Annotated in this window: 19 protein-coding genes; 6 read left to right on the top strand and 13 right to left on the bottom strand. The window is 62.8% G+C overall.

Features of this window, described 5'->3' with window-relative positions; genetic code table 11:
- Positions 1 to 12: 12 nt before the first annotated feature.
- The 4 genes from ABIB95_RS39730 (at position 13) to ABIB95_RS39715 (ending at position 2,657) form a co-directional block, all read left to right on the top strand.
- Positions 13 to 378, top strand: a complete 366-nt coding sequence (locus ABIB95_RS39730; RefSeq protein ID WP_028153666.1) for a 6-pyruvoyl trahydropterin synthase family protein — start codon at positions 13 to 15, stop codon at positions 376 to 378.
- Between the two features lie 115 nt (positions 379 to 493).
- Positions 494 to 1,381, top strand: coding sequence for an oxygen-dependent coproporphyrinogen oxidase (gene hemF / locus ABIB95_RS39725; RefSeq protein ID WP_354248086.1), 888 nt, complete (start codon positions 494 to 496; stop codon positions 1,379 to 1,381).
- The gene (locus tag ABIB95_RS39720) at positions 1,372 to 2,121 is read left to right on the top strand and encodes an HAD family hydrolase (RefSeq protein WP_354248084.1); all 750 of its coding nucleotides are present in this window, start codon (positions 1,372 to 1,374) and stop codon (positions 2,119 to 2,121) included. The genes hemF and ABIB95_RS39720 overlap by 10 nt, the downstream gene beginning before the upstream one ends.
- Before the next feature lie 329 nt (positions 2,122 to 2,450).
- Entirely contained in the window at positions 2,451 to 2,657 is a 207-nt protein-coding gene (locus tag ABIB95_RS39715) for a YodC family protein (protein WP_028153663.1), read from the top strand.
- 76 nt (positions 2,658 to 2,733) lie between these two features.
- Here ABIB95_RS39715 and ABIB95_RS39710 read toward each other — a convergent pair whose 3' ends face one another.
- The 4 genes from ABIB95_RS39710 to ABIB95_RS39695 all read right to left on the bottom strand — a co-directional run bounded on the left by ABIB95_RS39710 (position 2,734) and on the right by ABIB95_RS39695 (position 7,209).
- Complete coding sequence (locus ABIB95_RS39710) at positions 2,734 to 3,561, bottom strand: outer membrane protein (protein WP_135216710.1); 828 nt, start codon at positions 3,559 to 3,561, stop codon at positions 2,734 to 2,736.
- Positions 3,562 to 3,779: 218 nt separating this feature from the next.
- The gene (locus tag ABIB95_RS39705; protein ID WP_135216709.1) at positions 3,780 to 4,361 is read right to left on the bottom strand and encodes a TetR/AcrR family transcriptional regulator; all 582 of its coding nucleotides are present in this window, start codon (positions 4,359 to 4,361) and stop codon (positions 3,780 to 3,782) included.
- A 146-nt stretch (positions 4,362 to 4,507) separates the two neighbouring features.
- A complete protein-coding gene (locus ABIB95_RS39700; RefSeq protein WP_354248081.1) occupies positions 4,508 to 5,974 on the bottom strand; it encodes an amidase family protein in 1,467 nt (488 codons plus the stop codon).
- Positions 5,975 to 6,273: 299 nt separating this feature from the next.
- Entirely contained in the window at positions 6,274 to 7,209 is a 936-nt protein-coding gene (locus ABIB95_RS39695) for a LysR family transcriptional regulator (protein ID WP_135216926.1), read from the bottom strand.
- Positions 7,210 to 7,307: 98 nt separating this feature from the next.
- On the opposite strand from ABIB95_RS39695, the gene ABIB95_RS39690 reads away from it, so the two are divergent.
- Positions 7,308 to 7,634, top strand: a complete 327-nt coding sequence (locus ABIB95_RS39690) for a hypothetical protein (protein WP_135216923.1) — start codon at positions 7,308 to 7,310, stop codon at positions 7,632 to 7,634.
- A 139-nt stretch (positions 7,635 to 7,773) separates the two neighbouring features.
- Here ABIB95_RS39690 and ABIB95_RS39685 read toward each other — a convergent pair whose 3' ends face one another.
- The 3 genes from ABIB95_RS39685 to ABIB95_RS39675 all read right to left on the bottom strand — a co-directional run bounded on the left by ABIB95_RS39685 (position 7,774) and on the right by ABIB95_RS39675 (position 9,883).
- Entirely contained in the window at positions 7,774 to 8,472 is a 699-nt protein-coding gene (locus tag ABIB95_RS39685; RefSeq protein ID WP_085402513.1) for a helix-turn-helix transcriptional regulator, read from the bottom strand.
- 87 nt (positions 8,473 to 8,559) lie between these two features.
- Positions 8,560 to 9,489, bottom strand: coding sequence for an NAD(P)-dependent alcohol dehydrogenase (locus ABIB95_RS39680; protein WP_354248079.1), 930 nt, complete (start codon positions 9,487 to 9,489; stop codon positions 8,560 to 8,562).
- A 13-nt stretch (positions 9,490 to 9,502) separates the two neighbouring features.
- Positions 9,503 to 9,883, bottom strand: coding sequence for a nuclear transport factor 2 family protein (locus tag ABIB95_RS39675; protein ID WP_085402511.1), 381 nt, complete (start codon positions 9,881 to 9,883; stop codon positions 9,503 to 9,505).
- 231 nt (positions 9,884 to 10,114) lie between these two features.
- Here ABIB95_RS39675 and ABIB95_RS39670 point away from each other — a divergent pair, with 231 nt between their 5' ends.
- Positions 10,115 to 11,122, top strand: coding sequence for a class I SAM-dependent methyltransferase (locus ABIB95_RS39670; RefSeq protein WP_354248077.1), 1,008 nt, complete (start codon positions 10,115 to 10,117; stop codon positions 11,120 to 11,122).
- Positions 11,123 to 11,174: 52 nt separating this feature from the next.
- Here ABIB95_RS39670 and ABIB95_RS39665 read toward each other — a convergent pair whose 3' ends face one another.
- The 6 genes from ABIB95_RS39665 to ABIB95_RS39640 form a co-directional block, all read right to left on the bottom strand.
- Positions 11,175 to 13,364, bottom strand: a complete 2,190-nt coding sequence (locus ABIB95_RS39665; RefSeq protein WP_354248075.1) for a PQQ-dependent dehydrogenase, methanol/ethanol family — start codon at positions 13,362 to 13,364, stop codon at positions 11,175 to 11,177.
- Between the two features lie 307 nt (positions 13,365 to 13,671).
- Positions 13,672 to 14,442, bottom strand: coding sequence for a sulfite exporter TauE/SafE family protein (locus ABIB95_RS39660; RefSeq protein WP_135216919.1), 771 nt, complete (start codon positions 14,440 to 14,442; stop codon positions 13,672 to 13,674).
- Positions 14,439 to 15,695 (bottom strand): CCA tRNA nucleotidyltransferase, encoded by a 1,257-nt coding sequence (locus tag ABIB95_RS39655; RefSeq protein WP_085402508.1) that lies wholly within the window; start codon positions 15,693 to 15,695, stop codon positions 14,439 to 14,441. Before ABIB95_RS39655 ends, ABIB95_RS39660 begins: the two co-directional genes overlap by 4 nt.
- 10 nt (positions 15,696 to 15,705) lie before the next feature.
- Positions 15,706 to 15,969, bottom strand: a complete 264-nt coding sequence (locus ABIB95_RS39650; protein ID WP_028148642.1) for a DUF6111 family protein — start codon at positions 15,967 to 15,969, stop codon at positions 15,706 to 15,708.
- Complete coding sequence (locus ABIB95_RS39645; protein ID WP_354248072.1) at positions 15,966 to 16,637, bottom strand: CoA pyrophosphatase; 672 nt, start codon at positions 16,635 to 16,637, stop codon at positions 15,966 to 15,968. Before ABIB95_RS39645 ends, ABIB95_RS39650 begins: the two co-directional genes overlap by 4 nt.
- On the bottom strand, positions 16,634 to 17,245 hold the full coding sequence (locus ABIB95_RS39640) for a DUF1285 domain-containing protein (RefSeq protein ID WP_208085092.1): 612 nt from the start codon (positions 17,243 to 17,245) through the stop codon (positions 16,634 to 16,636). Before ABIB95_RS39640 ends, ABIB95_RS39645 begins: the two co-directional genes overlap by 4 nt.
- Positions 17,246 to 17,379 lie beyond the last annotated feature (134 nt).

Genomic DNA, 17,379 nt, shown 5'->3' with positions numbered 1-17,379 from the left:
GTTTTCGAACAGATGTGGGAATTGACGAAATCGTTCCGCTTCGAGGCGGCGCACTCATTGTCGGGAACGACATTTGGCGCCGCGAGCGAGGAGATCCACGGCCACTCCTTCCGCGCCGAGGTGACGTTGCGCGGCACGCCGGACCCTGCGACCGGCATGGTGGTCGATCTCGGCCTCGTCCAGCGCGCCATCGAGGACGTGCGGCTCACGCTGGACCACAAATACCTCAACAAGATCGAGGCGCTGGGCACACCGACGCTGGAAAACCTCTCGCGCTTCGTCTGGGAGCGGCTCCAGCATATCGGCAAGCTCACCCGCGTCAGCATCCACCGCGACAGTTGCAACGAGAGCTGCACCTATTACGGTCCGCAGGGGTGAAATTCGTAGGGTGGGCAAAGCGCAGCGTGCCCACCATTCAGGACGACAATGAAGATGGTGGGCACGGCGCAAGAGCGCCTTTGCCAACCCTACGAGACCGGTTTTGGAATTGGACATGGACATCTCGACAATCGAAGACCGCAAGACGCGCGCTCGCGCCTGGTTCGAAGCTTTGCGCGACGACATCTGCACGAGCTTCGAGCGGCTGGAGGATGACGCGCCGGAAAGCCTTTATCCGGGCGCGGCCGGCCGCTTCAAACGCACGCCCTGGCAGCGCACCGATCATACCGGCGCGCCCGGCGGCGGCGGCGTGATGTCGATGATGTCCGGCCGCCTGTTCGAGAAGGTCGGCGTGCACTGCTCGACGGTGCACGGCGAATTCGCGCCCGAGTTTCGCGCCCAGATCCCGGGCGCGGCAGACGACCCCAAGTTCTGGGCCTCCGGCATCTCGCTGATCGCGCATCTGCGCAATCCGCACGTGCCCGCCGTGCACATGAACACCCGCTTCGTCGTCACCACAAAAGCCTGGTTCGGCGGCGGGGCCGATCTCACGCCGGTGCTCGACCGCCGGCGCACCCAGGACGATCCCGACACGCTCGCCTTCCACGCCGCGATGAAAGAGGCCTGCACGGGCCCGAACGGCGTTGCCGACTACGACAAGTACAAGAAGTGGTGCGACGAGTATTTCTACCTGCCGCACCGCAAAGAGGCGCGCGGCATCGGCGGCATCTTCTACGACTGGCACGACAGCGGCGACTGGGACGCCGACCTCGCTTTCACGCAGGATGTCGGCCGCGCCTTCCAGAAAGTCTACCCCGACATCGTCAGGCGCAATTTCGCGAGCGCCTGGACCGCGGAGGATCGCGAGGAGCAATTGATCCGGCGCGGACGCTATGTCGAATTCAACCTGCTCTACGACCGCGGCACCATCTTCGGGCTCAAGACCGGCGGCAACGTGGACTCCATCCTGTCGTCGCTGCCGCCGGAGGTGAAATGGCCATGAGCACCGCGATGCCTCCGCTGCCGCGCGCCATGCTGATCGACATGGACGACACCATCCTGTCGGCCTACGGCCGGCCCGAGATCGCCTGGAATACGATCGCAGAAGAATTTGCCGACGAGCTCACGCCGCTGCCGCCGCAGCAGGTCGCGACCGCAGTTTTGGCCTTCGCACGAAACTTCTGGGCGAATGCGGAAGCCGCTTGGCGGATGAAGCTTGGCGAGGCACGGCGGCTCACGGTGCGGGGCGGCTTCGCCGCGCTCGCCGCCGACGGCCACCGCGCCCTCTCCGACGATCTCGCCGATCGCCTCGCCAACCGCTTCACGACCTATCGCGAAGAAGCGATCTTCGTGTTCCCCGGTGCGCATGATGCGATCGACGCGTTCAAGGCACGCGGCGTCAAACTCGCGCTGGTCACCAACGGCGCCGCCGACATGCAGCGCGCCAAGGTCGAGCGCTTCGAGCTCACGCATCGCTTCGATCACATCCAGATCGAGGGCGAGCACGGTTTCGGCAAGCCCGAGGAGCGCGCCTATCTGCACGCGATGGAGGCGCTCGGCGTCACCGCGAAAGACACCTGGATGATCGGCGACAATCTGGAATGGGAAGTCGTGACGCCGCAGCGCCTCGGCATCTACTCGATCTGGATCGACGTGCATGGCGACGGCCTGCCCGAAGGCTCGCCCGTCAAGCCCGACCGCATCATCCGCTCGCTGACCGATCTCGTGCCGGACCAGCCGTAACCCAGGCGAAAACAAAACATCGAAAACAACCCCATGCACAGTAGCCGACTGCTGCAATTTCAACAGCTTGCCGCAAACGCAATGCATTGCTGATTTTACGAAATCATTTGACGCGTCGGGCAAAACAGGCGCATGATGCCATCATCGCCGCGCCTGGGACGGAATAGCCCCTGGTGACCTCGAGCGATCCCCCACTCGAACCTCTGCCATCGACGTTTCGGCAGTCTGTGCAAGCCGCAGCAAATTCACGGGTCCCATAGCCCGTGATCGGCCTGTCATGACGGCTTGCTAGCCTCCCCTCTCGTCGATCAACCCCGAAAGGACCATCCATGGAACTGAAAACCGGCGACGTCGTGATGCTGAAATCCGGCGGCCAGCCGCTGACCGTCGCAGAGGTGAAAGGCGACGACATCCTCTGCCTCTGGATGGGCTCGGAAGGCGATCTGTTCCGCGAGACACTGCCGCTGGCCGCGCTCGACCGCCTGGAAGTGGAAGATCACGACGAGGATGAGGACGAAGACGAGGATGACGAGTAGGCACGCCTAAGCGGCCTGCGATTGCGAGAAAGGGAGACCTGAAGTCTCCCTTTCTTCACGTCTTCAGATCCGCTGATCAGAAGCGATAGTTCACACCAACGCGGGCGATGTCGAAGCTCGGCTTGATATCGACGTGAGTCGCGATGACGCCCGTCAACCCGGCCGGCGATTGAAGCGAGCCGGTCAAGTTGTAGCCTTTCGTGCCGAAACCCATGTGCAGATACTCGCCCTTGACCGACCACCCTGCCCCCAGAGCATATTCGAAACCGCCGCCAACCGCGTAGCCGATCAGGACGGCGCTGTCAGAAGCGCTCATGGAGCCCAGCGGTCCCAGGGTTGGCGGGAAGAGGGCAGTGACGATACTGCCCGTAGCGTTCGCACTGACCTTGGTATCGGCCAACGCAATACCGCCGGTCGCGTAGAGCAACGCCGGCCCAAACGCATAACCCACTCGGCCACGGAAGGTCGCATACCAATCGGTGCTGACGGACGTGCTGCCGCTGAAATTGCCGCCGATGAAGACGGGAACAGCAATAGCCGAGTTGCCGGTGCTGGCCTTTGAATTGAGATACTGCCAATCAGCCTCGATGCCGAGCACAGTCTGCTCGATCTGCCAGTTGTAGCCGGCCTGGATACCGGCGGTGACCCCATTGCCGTTGCCGGATACGGGGTTGAAGCCATAGATGCCCGAACCGCCATTCGAGTTCACGATTGTCCCGGTGGCGTTCGACGCACCGTAGCTGCCCCAGCCATAACCAACGTTGCCGCCGATATAGAATCCCGTCCAGTTGCCCACCTGAGCGGGAGCCTTCGACGACATACGGACCGGCGCCAGATCCGCAGCCTGGGCCGTGATCGGGCCGAGAGCGACTGCCGACAGCAATGCAAGTGCAAACTTCCTCATTTCAAAACCCCCTTATTGAGCCGCCCTGGCGGCCTGCCAATCATATGAAGCAAAACCAAAGCAGCATCAAAGCGCGATTGAATGCGCGAATCAGATCGCCCAATCGTTGCGCTCGGAGCCGGCGACGCCCTTCGCTGCTCGCGGCGGACAATGCGACGCGGTGCCTGCTCTGTTTGGTGAAGCGGACCTCGAGGGACTGCCTCTCCCGGCTTCCTAATCTAGCGAGAGGGAGCTCGTGCCAAGTGCAAGGCGGCCTCAACGCCGCCTTCCAGGATCTGCTCCGCCTGCGCAGCGTTGGGCACGGCCCGCGCGAACTGAAGGGTGCCCACCATGAGGCCGAAGATGGCGGTCGCGCGGCGGCGGCTCGCTGATGCATCTGCGTCAGGAAGCAGTGCGGCCAATGTCGCAACGTAGCTTCGCAGCCCCTTCTCGTAATCTTTCCTTGTGGACAGGGGCTGTCGGGCGATTTCGGGGAGCAACGCCGCCGAGGGGCATCCGCCCGTCGGGTCTTCGAGGTGAGCACGGTTCAGGTATCTCCGGATCGCGCCCTCAAGGTCCGGGCCGCTCCGCTGATCCTCATCGAGGCGATGTTGCTGGTCGTCGAGCGCGCTCGCCAGCGCCTCGCGAACGAGCGCATCTTTGGATTCGAAGTGCGGAGAGAATGCGCCTTTGGTCAGGCCGGCCTCGTCCATGATCCCGGCGATCCCGGTGGCGGAGATGCCGTTCCGGCGCATGCACTTCGACGCCACATCGATGATGTGCCGTCGCGTCGCCGCCTTATGACCTTTCTCGAAGCGCATCTTCTCTCCTCTCCTCCAATATCCCGCGGCCCTTACGCTGCGGCCGCTTCCAGCAAAGCTTGGAGGTCGCGATCAAGTTGCTAGGCCACTGGATCGACATCATCGCGGCCAAACCGACTGAAAACGGATGCTGGTCGATCACGACGTTAGATCGCACTCGACTCTGCGCCCAAGATGCCCTCGATGCCGCGGGCAAGGTTTAGAAGCCCTCGGTCGCTCCCTAAGGGGGCATCCAGCTCAAGCCCAATCGGCAGCCCCGCGCGAGACAAGCCAACAGGAAGGCTGACACCGGGCAACCCCACGCTGCTTGCCGACACGGTGTGGTTCGCCAAAGCGAGGTAGCTAACTTCCTGCCCCCCGATATGGACGGTCGCCTGCTCCTCGATCAAAGGCGCCGTGCAGGGCGTGGTCGGTTGCAGAATGACCAGCGCCCCATGAGAGACGAACACCGTGTTGAGTCGGCGCTGGATTTCCGGCCGGCTCACGTCGAGCGCAGTCTGATAGGCCTCTGCCGAGGTAGCACCTGCGCCACCCGGCAGCACGATGTGCCCCCACGCCTGCCGAAGTTGGGGCTTAAGGCCCTCATAAATGGCCTCGAACGTGGTCGGAATGTCATGGCGGCGAAGAAATTCCGAAATTTCGCCCATCGTCTCATGAGCGAAGATGCCCCATGTTGCGGTTTGGACGAGGGAATTGAAATCGTCGCCAAGATCTACTTCAACGATCTCGGCGCCGGCGTCCTGCAAGCGCCGAACCACCTCGCGGAAGCGGGTCTCGACTTCTGAGTCCACCAGATCCAGGAACTGTCGCGGCGCGAAGGCCAGCCGGACTCCCTTCAGGTCGTAGCCGCCGTTGGAGAACTCCGCAGCTTGTTCACCGGTCACGACCTGATCCACCAAAATGCAGTCCTCGACGTTTCGGGCGAACACGCCCGTCGTATCGAGCGTATGGGAGATCGGCGCAACGCCGTCGCGTGGCCAACGTCCAGTGGTTGGCTTGAAGCCCACGACCCCACAGAACGATGCGGGTACCCGGATGGACCCAACGGTGTCACCGCCCAAGGACGCGGGAACGATGCCGGCGGCCACGGATGCGGCGGAGCCGCTCGAGGAGCCGCCCGACACGCGATCTCGTGCGTGCGGATTCTTCACCTGGCCATAACGTGCGTTGTGACCAGTCAAGCCGTATGACATCTCGACGAGGTTGTTCTTGCCGAAGACCAAGGCGCCTGCCCCCTTAATGGCCCGGACAGCGTCGGCATCTTCGCGCGGCACGAAGTGAGCGAGGCCTTCGACGCCCAGGCTGGTAGGTAGCCCTTTCGTCAAATAACTGTCCTTCACCCCAAGCGGCACGCCAAGGAGCGGGGCCGCCGATCCGGCCGCACGCGATTTGTCTGCGGCCCTCGCGGCCGCGAGCACCCCGGCCTCGTCGATAGTGATGAAGGCGTTCAGCTCGGCAAGCGCTCGGGCGCGCTGTAAGAGCGCCGCGGTGTAGGCCTCCGAGGTGATGTCGCCGTTGCGAATCGCTGCTGCAGCGGTTGCGAGCCCAAGCGAGTCGACATCTGTGGTTTGTCGCGATGCGACGTGGCGTGAGGCCGTGGTCGTGTCGTCCATGAAATCCTCGCTAGGAGCTGTTTGGCGGCACCCGGCCGCCGCCCAACAGCGGCTCAGCTCGATGCCATTACGGTCACAATATTAAATTACGATCGTAATTCAATAGAATTGGTGGCCTCGCCGGGGACACATGAGCGTGAGGTGCCGATGGATTGCGGGCAATGATTGGTTTCAACGGCGATTTCTGCTTTGGGTCACAAGCCGGCATCGACCCAGAGCGCTGGAACGTCTGCTAAGGGGCTAAACGGCGACATGCGGCCTGTGGAGTCGGCACCGCTCCACGCCGGGTAGCGGCCAGCTCAAAGCTCGGAGACCAATTCCACCAAGATCTGACGCAGCCACGCATGAGATGGATCGTGATCGTAGGAAGCGTGCCAGAGCAGTGAAACAGCTACGTCCTGCAAATCCACCGGAGGCTGGCTCAGGCTAAGCTTGAGTTCTGTGGCGAACAACCGAGCCAGCCGCGCGTGCATTGTCACGACGACAGGTGCGCGTGCCACCAAGGCAGGGACAGTGAGGAAGCGAGGCGTGGTCAGGACAACCGTCCGCCGCAATCCCAGTTTCTCAAGGGCGTCGTCTACCACGCCGCGCACAGTCCGGCCCGGCCGCAGGCTCGTGAGAACATGAGGTAACCGCACATAATCTTCGAGCGAGATTTGGGCGTCGGTGATGCCCGTTATCTCCGCGTTGAACATGCACAGATAGCTCTCGTTGAACAGCAGACGCCGCTTGTGGTGGATCTGGCCCTGAGGAAAGACGTCATAGCCAATAGCGAGGTCCAGTTCGTCGGCATCGAGATCATCCAGAAGTCTCGACGAGTCGATGTTGTAGAGGCGCAGATGGACGCCAGGCGCAACCTTGCGCAGGCGTGCGAGGAGAGCGGGAAGGACCAGGATTTCCATGCTGTCTGGGAGTCCGAACCTGAAGGTCCGCTCTGCCGTCGCTGGATCGAATGCGTCGTCGCGTGAGACAATCGTTTGGATTTGAGACAGCGTAGCCCGCACCGGCTCTACCAGCATCACTGCACGAGGAGTGAGGCGCAAGCCGTCGGGCCCGCGCGTCAGAAGCTCGTCGCCGAACAGGTCACGCAGGCGGGCGAGATTGTGGCTCATCGCCGACTGACCAATGCCCACGCGGCCCGCAGCTCGCGTGACGCTACGTTCGCGAAGCAAGGCATCGAGGTGAACCAGTAGGTTTAGGTCGAGATGGCTTAGATTGACGGCATCGATACCCATCATCGATCCAATCTGTTTGATCAATGAGCATAGGCCGTCCATCTTATGTGGCAAGGGAACGGAGGGCGTGGCCCACCGCCCAGCTAAAGGAGATCAACATGTCAATCCGCAGTGGCCTTTTGGCCGCCACACTAGCCTTAGCCACCTTTGGAACCGCTCATGCAGATAGCCTCAGGCCAATTCAGGCAAAGAGCATCGATCTCGGCGGGGTGTCCGGCGTCGCCTACTACACCGTTGAGCGCGATGGGTTCCATGTCGTGACGACCCTTGCTCAGGGCGAGACGGGAACGCCAATCCGCGTAGTCTCTGTTCTTGCGCCAGGCCAAAGCGTTGTTCTCTCAACGTCCCAGCAGCCACGTGCGCTTGAAATCAGCCGGGCGGGCAACGAAGTGTTGGTCCGCAAGGCGGCGCCCGTCACGAACTAAGGTTCGAGCCTAGCGGGCGCGGTAATTTTCGGCGCCCGCTCTAACCCCGGAAGGCGTCAGGCGGCCCTTACGCCGGCGATGGTGAAGCGCACCAGCAGGTGATAGCTCGCCAGCATCGGCGTCGGACCCGGTGGTGAGATCAGCCGAGAGTCTTGCGACGTTCCGCGTCGACTTGAGCCCGCCATTGCTTGACGAGATCGCGCCGGCGACCGGGATAGCGTTCCGTCCTGAGCTTGATCTTTTCTATCCGATCCGCCCGGAATGAGCGGAAGTCTTTCCTCATTTCGCACCAGCCGGCAATGATGCGCCGGGAATCGAAAAAGCCGACGCCAATTGGCCAGATGATCCGCGTGGTCTTCGCGCCTTGCGGGTCGCGATACACAATGGAAAGCTTGTGTTGGTCGCGCATGGCTTGCCGCACGACGCGAAGGTCGACGGCTTCGGGTTGCTTCGGCCTGCGCCCTACGTGAAAGGCACTGTCGTCCAGCTTGTGTTGCAGCTCCGAGGGAAGGACCGCGCCAATTTTAGCGAGCGCGTCACGCGCCGCCAGCGCGAACTCGTCATCGGTCTGGCGAGATACCCATTGGGCGCCCAGCGCCAAGGCTTGGATTTCCTGTTCCGAGAACATCAGGGGAGGAAGGAGGAAGCCGGGTTGCAAGACATAGCCAAAGCCAGGCTCACCGTCGATTTGTGCGCCCAAGCCCTGCAAGTCGGCGATGTCGCGATAAATCGTTCGCAACGACACACCCGCCTCAGCCGCAAGGTCGTTGCCCGACACCGGGGTGCGGTGCCGCCGCAAGATCTGCATGAGGTCGAATAATCGTTGGCTCTTCGACATAGACCAAGTCTAGCACGACTCCTGCCAAAAAATGGCAGTAGGCATCGCGGGCCACGGGCGGCGGGGCTTTACTGGCCCAGACGGCATTTACATCGCTACCAGAGCCTTTCCGGCGAGCTTGTGCCCGGCTTCAAGCGCAGCGATGAGCGGGATCGCATCGTTCAGACGCACGGTCTCAGCAACTGGCAAGCGCAGCTTTCCATTCGCCGAAGCGACGGCAAGGCCGTCAAGGATATCAGCCCGCGCGGTGCAGACGATCGGCTTGAGTTTCCGGTTGAAGATCGCACGGATGAACTTGATTGGCGCTGGATTGATATCGAGATACACGCCCCCTTCGCGAAGCAGGCCAACCCCGGCGGCAACTGCCATCGTTCCCGCCGAGTCATACACTACGTCGAAGCGTTCACGGATCTTCGACAGATCGGTGGCCCGATAATCGAAGAGAGGCAGGACGTCCAAGTCACGGGCTCGCTGCATCGCCTGCGCACTGCATGTCCCCGCGACGGTCGCCCCGAACATCTTTGCGAGCTGCACCGTGGCCTCGCCGACAGCGCCGGTGCAGCCGTTGATGAACACCTGGCCGCCGGATTTCAGGGCAGCCTTGTCCACGAGGCCGTTCCATGCGGTGACCCCCGGCGTAGCCAGGCAAGCCGCGTCCTCGAACGAGACTGAATCCGGCCTCCTGGCGACGAAGGTTTGGGGAGCGATGACGGCTTCGCCAAGCGCGCCACCATCCTTTATCTGCGACATGCCGAATACGGGATCGCCAATTTTGAAGCGCGTGACACCAGCGCCGACAGCGGTCACGACGCCGGAAAAATCGCTGCCCATGGCGCGCGGAAATTTCTTCCCCGTCACCATTTTGAGATAGCCATTGCGCACCTTCCAATCGATGGGATTGATGGCGGCGAACTTGACCTTGACCGCGACTTCGCCGGTCCCCGGAGCCTTCAGCTCGAAGGCTTCGAGCTTCATCGTTTCAGGGCCGCCGTAGCTGTAATATTGAATCCGTTTCATGGTCGATCGTGCCTTAGTGCGGTTGGACGGTCGCCGTGTAGGCGGCGAACGGAGTCGCGTCGTAGATCACTTCGGTCGACGCGATCTTGCCGTTCTTCACCTTGAGGAGTTCCGCGACGACGGCGTTGGCAACCGGATGGGTGTCCGCGCTGTAAACGACGACAGCCTGATCATCGTCGCCGTAGACGGCGAGAACCGTGACCTTCTTGATCATGCGGGCGAAACCCTCGTGGAATTCGCGAAACTTCTGCATGCCGGCGATCCGCCCGCGTGGCGACGTGCAAACAACGTCGTCCGCCGACACGGAAGTAATCGTATCCACGCTCCTGCTGGCGATGGCCTCGATGTAGGTCTTGGCGATCTGCAGCGCCTGGCCGTTGCTCTGGGTTTTCATCGTCTTCCTTTCAGTAAAAATGCCCTGAAAGAAGACCTAGCGCAGGCCAGTGACAGATTCTGGCAGTAGGAAATCGGCGCAGCCGAAGGCGCCTTCGCGCCGCGAGCGGCCTGCCTCCCCTATCCTGTCCACTGCCCCGGACCTCGCGCTCCGCCAACCTTCATTTGAATGATGACGAGACAATTGGTCGCAACCACTTTCCACCGAAAGACCTGAATGAGGTCAGGAGAGATGAGCACCTGTCCAGCATGCGGCAGTGGATCAACTGCCAAACTGTTTGAAGTGACCGCAGATCAGGCCTCTCGATCCTTCGTCAGTCCGCGCCAGTATCCGGATCGCTCTCGAAAGTTAATAAGCCACCTGTCGCTGCTCTGGGGCCGCGACACCTGCGATATCCGCAAATGCGCGGATTGCGGATTCGGGTTTGCAGATCCGTTCGTCGCGGGTGGCGCCGAGTTTTATAACCTGGCCGCGCCGCACCCTTCCTATCCAACCATGAAATGGGAGTATGAGAGGACGATCGAGGAGCTGAACGGCCTCGGCACTGCCGGAAAAACGGCGATCGATGTCGGGGCCGGGTTTGGCTATTTTCTCGATCACATCAAGGACAAACTCTTTCGCGCGTCCGATATTTACGCGGTCGATTACAACGAAGCAGCGCAACAGGCCTTGCGATCGAAAGGCTACAAGACCTTTTCGCTCGACCTTCGGGAGGATGGCTTCACTCCGATGAAGGAGGCCTTCGACATCATCTTCATGTTTCAGGTGTTCGAGCACATGGACCGGGTGGATGACGTCTTCGCGCGATTGAAATACCTTCTCAAGGCGCAAGGCTCTGTCTTCATCGCCGTGCCGAATGATATCCGAACGCACTACATGGAGGGCCACGGATCGCTCATCGACATGCCGCCGAACCACATTGGCCGCTGGACGAAGGACGCGTTTGACGCGGTATGTCGACGACACGGCCTGCAATTGAGCATTTGCGAGCGGGAGCCATTCAACCTCCTGAAGTTCCTCAGGGAAGACATCGTGGACAGCTTTTTGCGCAGGGCAGAGAAACCGGGCAGCGTCAGTGAGTTCGTGCGCGGCCTGCCGCGAAGCAAAGCGCAGCGGATTGGGCAGGCCGTGATCGCACTTGCGCTTGCACCATTACGCTTGCCGGCATGGGCCTACGCGGCCAGGAACTCATCGACGCTCGGCAGTGCGCTCTGGGTGAAGATCGACAAAGGCGCGTGACGGGCGGCCACGGTCGAACGGGCCGCTCGCTGCCGCAGCGTCTGCTGGCTCATCACCTGCTCTTCGGTCTGATGGCGTCAACAGTTCCCTGTATGAAGGCCTGGAGTTTCCCGACGTCCCCTTCCGTCAACTTGCCGCTGAAATCCGGCATGCCCTGGTCGCGGAATGGACCGTGGAAGAGGATATGCCTCAGATTGGTGATCTCTTCGGCGCTGGCGTAGCCGAGATTGATGATGTTGCCGCCGCGGCCGACGCCAGGCACGCCGTGGCAGGCGACGCAGGCTGCCGCGACATAGATCTCGCCACCTTCCCTGATGTCCTTCGGATCGTACTTCACGCCCTGCAGCAGACCTTCGGTCTGATATTTGACGAACGCTGGCAGCTTCGCCGTGCCGCCGAGTGCGTATGTGTAGATCGTTCCCGGGTTCTGGTACTCGGTCGCGCGGTGCGTCAGGCCGTAGGAGCCGCCCCAGCCGACAGCAATCGAGATGTATTGCCTGTCGTCGACCGTGTAGGTTGCGGCGGCCGCCACCGCGCCGGTGCCGGTCGGCATTTCCCACAGCTTGGTTCCGTTTGCCGCATCATAAGCGACGAAGCGGCCATCCGCCGTCCCCTGGAAAACCAGGTTGCCGGCGGTGGTCAGCGTCCCGCCGTTCCACGGCGACACGTGCTCGACGCGCCAGACCTCCTTTTGATGCACCGGATCCCAGGCGAGCAGACGTCCGAATGGGGCCGACTTCGGAGGGTTGAAAACGAAACCGATATTCCCGCCCAGCAAGCCGCCGAGCTTGCCCGGCGCAGCAGCATTCTGCACGAACGACTTTTCCGGCGACAGATTGACCGGGATGTGCTGCGCCGGAAGGTAGACGAGGCCGGTCAGCGGATTGAACGACATCGGCTGCCAATTGTGAGCCCCGTCCGGTCCCGGAATCGACTCGTATTGATCTGCGTCGCGCGCCGCCGGCAGCTCGATCGGCCGTCCGTTGGCGTCGTATCCCGTCGCCCAATTCACATCGACAAAATTCTTCGCCGAGATGAACTTGCCGTTGGTGCGATCGATGACGAAGAAGAAGCCGTTTTTCGGCGCGTGCAGGATCACCTTGCGCGGCACATCGTCGATCTTGATGTCGGCCAGGATCATCGGCTGGGTCGATGTATAGTCCCAATTGTCGCCGGGCGTCTCCTGATAGTGCCAGATATACCGGCCCGTGTCGGCGTTGAGCGCGACGATCGAGCCCAGATAGAGATTGTCGCCACCCGACGGACTGCGAAGCTTGCGATTCCAGGGACCGCCGTTGCCAGTGCCGACATAGACCATGTTCAGATCGGGATCGAACGTGATCGAGTCCCATGGCGCGCCACCGCCGCCGTTGATCCAATACTTCCCGGCTGGATCCCAGGTCTTCGCCGCGGCTTCCATCGAAGCGTCTTCAAATGGCTTCGATGGATCGCCGGGCACGGTGAACCAGCGCCAGAGTTGCTTGCCCGTCTCGCTGTCGTACGCCGTGACATAGCCGCGCACACCATACTCGGCACCGCTCTGGCCGATCACGACCTTGCCGTTGAAGACCCGCGGCGCGCCGGTGATCGTGTAGGAATGCTCGTGATCGATCAGCGTGTCCGTTTCCCAGAGCTTGGCTCCGGTCGCGGCATCGAGCGCGATCAGGCGCCCGTCATAGGCGGCTTCGAAGACCTTGCCCTTGTAGAGTGCGAGGCCACGGCTGACAGCGTCGCAGCACCCGCGATAGGTCTTCGACCGGTCAACACCCGGATCGAACGACCAGATTTTTGTCCCGGTCCGCGCGTCAATGGCATGGACCACGTTCCAGGGTGCCGACTGATACATGATGCCGTCGACGACGAGAGGCGTTGCCTCGATCCCGCGCGATGATTCCAGATTGTAACTCCAGACGAGCCCGATATCCCTGACGTTGTCAGTGTTGATCTGATTGAGCTTGCTGAACCGCGTTTCGGCGTAGTCGAGGCCGACGGTCGGCCAATCCCTGGATCTCTTCGTATTGGCTTCAATGAAGGCGCTGTCGACTCTCGAGATATTCGCCTTGATGCGGTCCGGCTTCGCGTCGGTCCCGGTCTGCGCCCATGCACTGGAAGGGAGGGAAAGACCCAGGAGAGCAGGAAAAAGAACAAGAACGGCACTGATCTCCCGGAAGGCAATCTGAATCCTGGACCGATTGCGCGACTTTTTTTCAGGCCATTGGCACTCTGTGTTGGATCGTCCCATGCCTCACCTTCCTCCGTGCATGTCGAGACCACGATGCGCGCGCATGCCTGCGCCCGCTTCCGTTGATATGAAGTCTCAAACCTGCCTCGACGGTGCTACTGAAGCATTTCAGTCCTGACATGCCCGATTGCAGTTGTAAGAAAGCGTCCTGCTTGGCCCACCGGCCCACGGCCGTCATCGGCGGAAATCTTTCAACCCTCGGCAGTCGGGATCGGGCGTTTCGACTAGCATTTGGCGGCGTGCGAGCATCGGGACGGAATGTCCGTCCTTGAAAGGACATCGCGAACGCCAATCGGACCGGAGTCATCTATGCGATCAGCGACCTTGCCGCCGCCGAGATCATCACCAGCCCGCCGGCGATCACCGCCACATCCAGGATTGCGGTGTGGATATGCACCGGCATCCGCTCGACGAAGGCCTTTGCCAGAAACGCGCCGGGGATCGCAATCGCGCCGATCAGCAGCGCGAAGGCGAGCACCTGTGCGGTGACGGCGCCGGCCAGCCCGAACACCGAGATCTTGATGAGGCCGGTGCCGAGCGAGATCATCGCGTCGGTCGCGATCACGGCGGCGCCTTCGAGACCTGCGGCCATCAGCAGCGAGAGCAGGATCACGCCGGAGCCGGAGGTGCCGCCGACCAGCACGCCATAGCCGACCGAGCCGGCCGCAAGGCCGGTGTCGCCGATCCTGACCTGGCGGCGGCGGAGCACGCGGCGCAGGGGCACGCTCAGGATCAGCATGGAGCCGATCACGAGCGCGGCGCCCGCATTGGTCAGCCGCGTGTAGCCGTAGGCCCCGAGCGCGGTCGTCAGCGCCGCGCAGGCGAGCACGATCAGCGCGCGGCGGCGATCGGCATAGCGCAGATAGGCGAGCGCGCGGCTCGAATTGGTGAAGATCGCGGAGATCGCGATGATCGGCACCACGGGCTCGGCGCCGACCAGCGGCACCAGCACCAGCGGCATCAGGGCGCCGGTGCCGTAGCCGGCGAGACCACCGATGATCGAAGCAAACAACGCCATCAACGCGACCAGCAGGAGCTGAAGGATCGAGATGTCGGCGAAGCCTGAGACGATGGTCACGTTCTCTCATCGCGGCTGACGCGTGCCGCTGCTTGATCGGCGATGGAAGCGAGCGCGGCTTCCTCTAGGGGAAAATCCGCCGCAAGCCAAGCGTCCTCGGCAAGCGTCAGCACATGCCCGAGCGCGGGTCCTTCGGCCATGCCGCGGGCGATGAAGTCGGCGGCGCGAAGCGGAAATTTCGGCGCAATCCAGCGCTGCGGCAACTCGGCGAGCGCGCGCCAGCGCGACGATCCGACGTCGCCGCCGGCCCGCGCCCAGCCGAGCAACACGCGATCGTGATAGCGCTCCGCGCCGAGCCGGTAGAGCAACCGTCGCGCATTGGCCTCGTCCTTGGTGGCGAAGCGCCACCAGCGATGCCCCATCGAATCCAGCGCCTTGCTTTCTACATTGGAGAGCCGCAAGCGCGTGGCGACGCGCTTGGCATCTTCGGTCACGGCGACCGTCAGCGCGGCGAGCCGCCGCGTGCTGCTTGCCGGCAAGCCAAGCTCGCCCTCGATCGCGATCATGGCCGACAGCGGCCCGGTATAGACGACGCCTCCGCTCAGCGCTTGCAGCAACCCGCCATCCGCCATCGCGACCGCAGCGTCAGAGGCACCGTGAGCGACCAACAGCTTCAGCATCTCCATGCGCACCCGCTCGGCCGACAGGCTCGCAAGACCCGCGCGGCCGCGGATGCAGGCGAGATAGCCGTCGCGGTCGGGCTCGCCGGCCCCGAAGGCGGCGTGGATGCGGAAGAAGCGCAGGATGCGCAGGAAATCCTCGGCGATGCGCTGGTCGGGGTCGCCGATGAAGCGCACGCGCCGCGCGGCCGCATCCGCGATCCCGCCGACATAGTCGTAAACGACGCCCATCGCATCGGCCGAAAGTCCATTCATGGTGAAGTCGCGGCGCTCGGCGTCCTTCACCCAGTCGCGGCCGAACGCGACCTTGGCCTTGCGGCCGAAGGTCTCGGTGTCCTCGCGCAGCGTCGTGACTTCGTAAGGCGTGCCGTCGATGACCAGCGTGATGGTGCCGTGGTCGATGCCGGTCGGCACGCTCTTGATGCCGGCAGCCTTGGCGCGCCGCATCACCTCGTCGGGCCGCGCCGTGGTCGCGATGTCGATGTCGCCGGGCACGAGACCGAGCAACGCATTGCGCACGGCGCCGCCGACCACGCGCGCTTCCTCGCCGTTGCCGTTGAGCAGCGTCAGGACGCGCGCCGTCCCGCCGGAGGTCAGCCAGGGCGCATTGGCGAGTAACGGCTCTGCGCTCATGGTCCAGCCCCTATTTTTCCACGCCCGGCACGAGCCTGCCGTTCTCGATATGGGCGGGAACGTAGGTCGAATCCGGTGCGGCGCCGGAGAAATGCGCGAAGCCGATCAGCCCCGCGATGACAAGCACGAGCGCGGCCAGGACCAGTCGCGCGACGACGGTGACCGGCCAGGACGATCGCGCGAACAGGCCGGAGCGGGTGGCGGCCAGGAACAGCGCATAGACGGCAAAGGGGATGAGGAAGATTCCGATCTCGGTCAGAATCGGCCGGATCATGATGAGTAGATCCGCTCATACAGCACACGCAACATTCCGGCCGTCGCACCCCAGATGTAGCGTTCCGCGAACGGCATCGCGTAGTAAAACCGCTCCATGCCGCGGAATTCCTTGCTGTGCACCTGGTGGTTCACCGGGTTCATCAGGAAGGATAGCGGTACCTCGAAGGCATCATCAACCTCCGAATGGTTGATGGCGAGCTCGAAGCCGGGCCGCACCTTGGCGACCGTGGGCAGGATGCGGAAGCCGAAAGCGGTGCCATAGAGATCGAGGTAGCCGATCGGCTCGACGAAGTCTCTGGACAGGCCGACCTCCTCCTCGGCCTCGCGCAAAGCCGCATCGAGCGGCGAGGCGTCGATCGCGTCGATCTTGCCGCCGGGGAAGGCGATCTGGCCGGCATGGTCGTTGAGATGCGCCGAGCGCTGCGTCAGCAGGATGGTCGGCTCGGGACGGTCGACCACGGCGATCAGGACCGCAGCCGGCCGCACTGGCTGCTCGCGCGCGACGATCTCGAGCATCTTGTCGGTGCCGGGATCGCCCGAGGCGGGGATGATGTTCGGATCGTAGAGGGCGGGCGGCACGTCAAAGCCGAGCCTCGCCCGGGATCGGGCGAAGAAATCGGCCGCGCCGATCACGACCGGACCGCTCTTCAGGATAGGCTTGTTCAAAGTGCGGCCCTCACCTGCTCCGCGTCGGCCATGGCGAAGAATTCGCCGGCCGACTCGACGCCGAACATCGGCTGGCCATCGACCATCCGCTCCTCACCCATGTCAACCAGATCGTAGTAGAGCGCGCGGGTGACCTTGGCCCAGAGATCGGCGCGGACATGCAGGTATGGCGTCAGCCCGCCCTCCCTGGCCTGCTCGAAGCGCAGCCGGTGCGCGGCATCGCAGGTGACCCAGTCGTCGACATTGGTGCGGAAGCGGAGCACGCGATGGTTGTCCTCGCCGTCCTTCTGCATCTCGACCGCCATGAACGGCGCGTCGTCGACGCGGATGCCGACCTTCTCCACAGGCGTGACGAGGAAGTGCTTGTCGCCTTCGCGCTTCAGGACCGTCGAGAACAGGCGAACCAGCGCAGGGCGGCCGATCGGCGTGCCCATGTAGAACCAAGTACCGTCGGACGCGATTCGGATGTCGAGATCGCCGCAAAACGGCGGATTCCACAGATGCACCGGCGGCAGGCCCTTCTTAGCGCCTTCGGCATTGGCGGCACTTTTGGCGGCGGCAGTCAGCCCCTCAAGACCTCGATCGGCGCTCTGCCCTTGGTTCGCCATGGTTTGCCCTGACTTTGTCTGTTGGCACGATTGGTGCAGGTTTTACGTTGTACCCGGGTGCGCGGTTCCACACCGGATTAACCCGGTGTGGAGGTCGCCACTTCGTGATGCCCTACATATCCCTAAGCCGATAA

This window comes from Bradyrhizobium sp. LA2.1 (assembly GCF_040547725.1).
GTDB lineage: Bacteria > Pseudomonadota > Alphaproteobacteria > Rhizobiales > Xanthobacteraceae > Bradyrhizobium > Bradyrhizobium barranii.
Note: the sequence above shows the minus strand (reverse complement) of the source record. Positions and strands in the feature narration are given on the sequence as shown.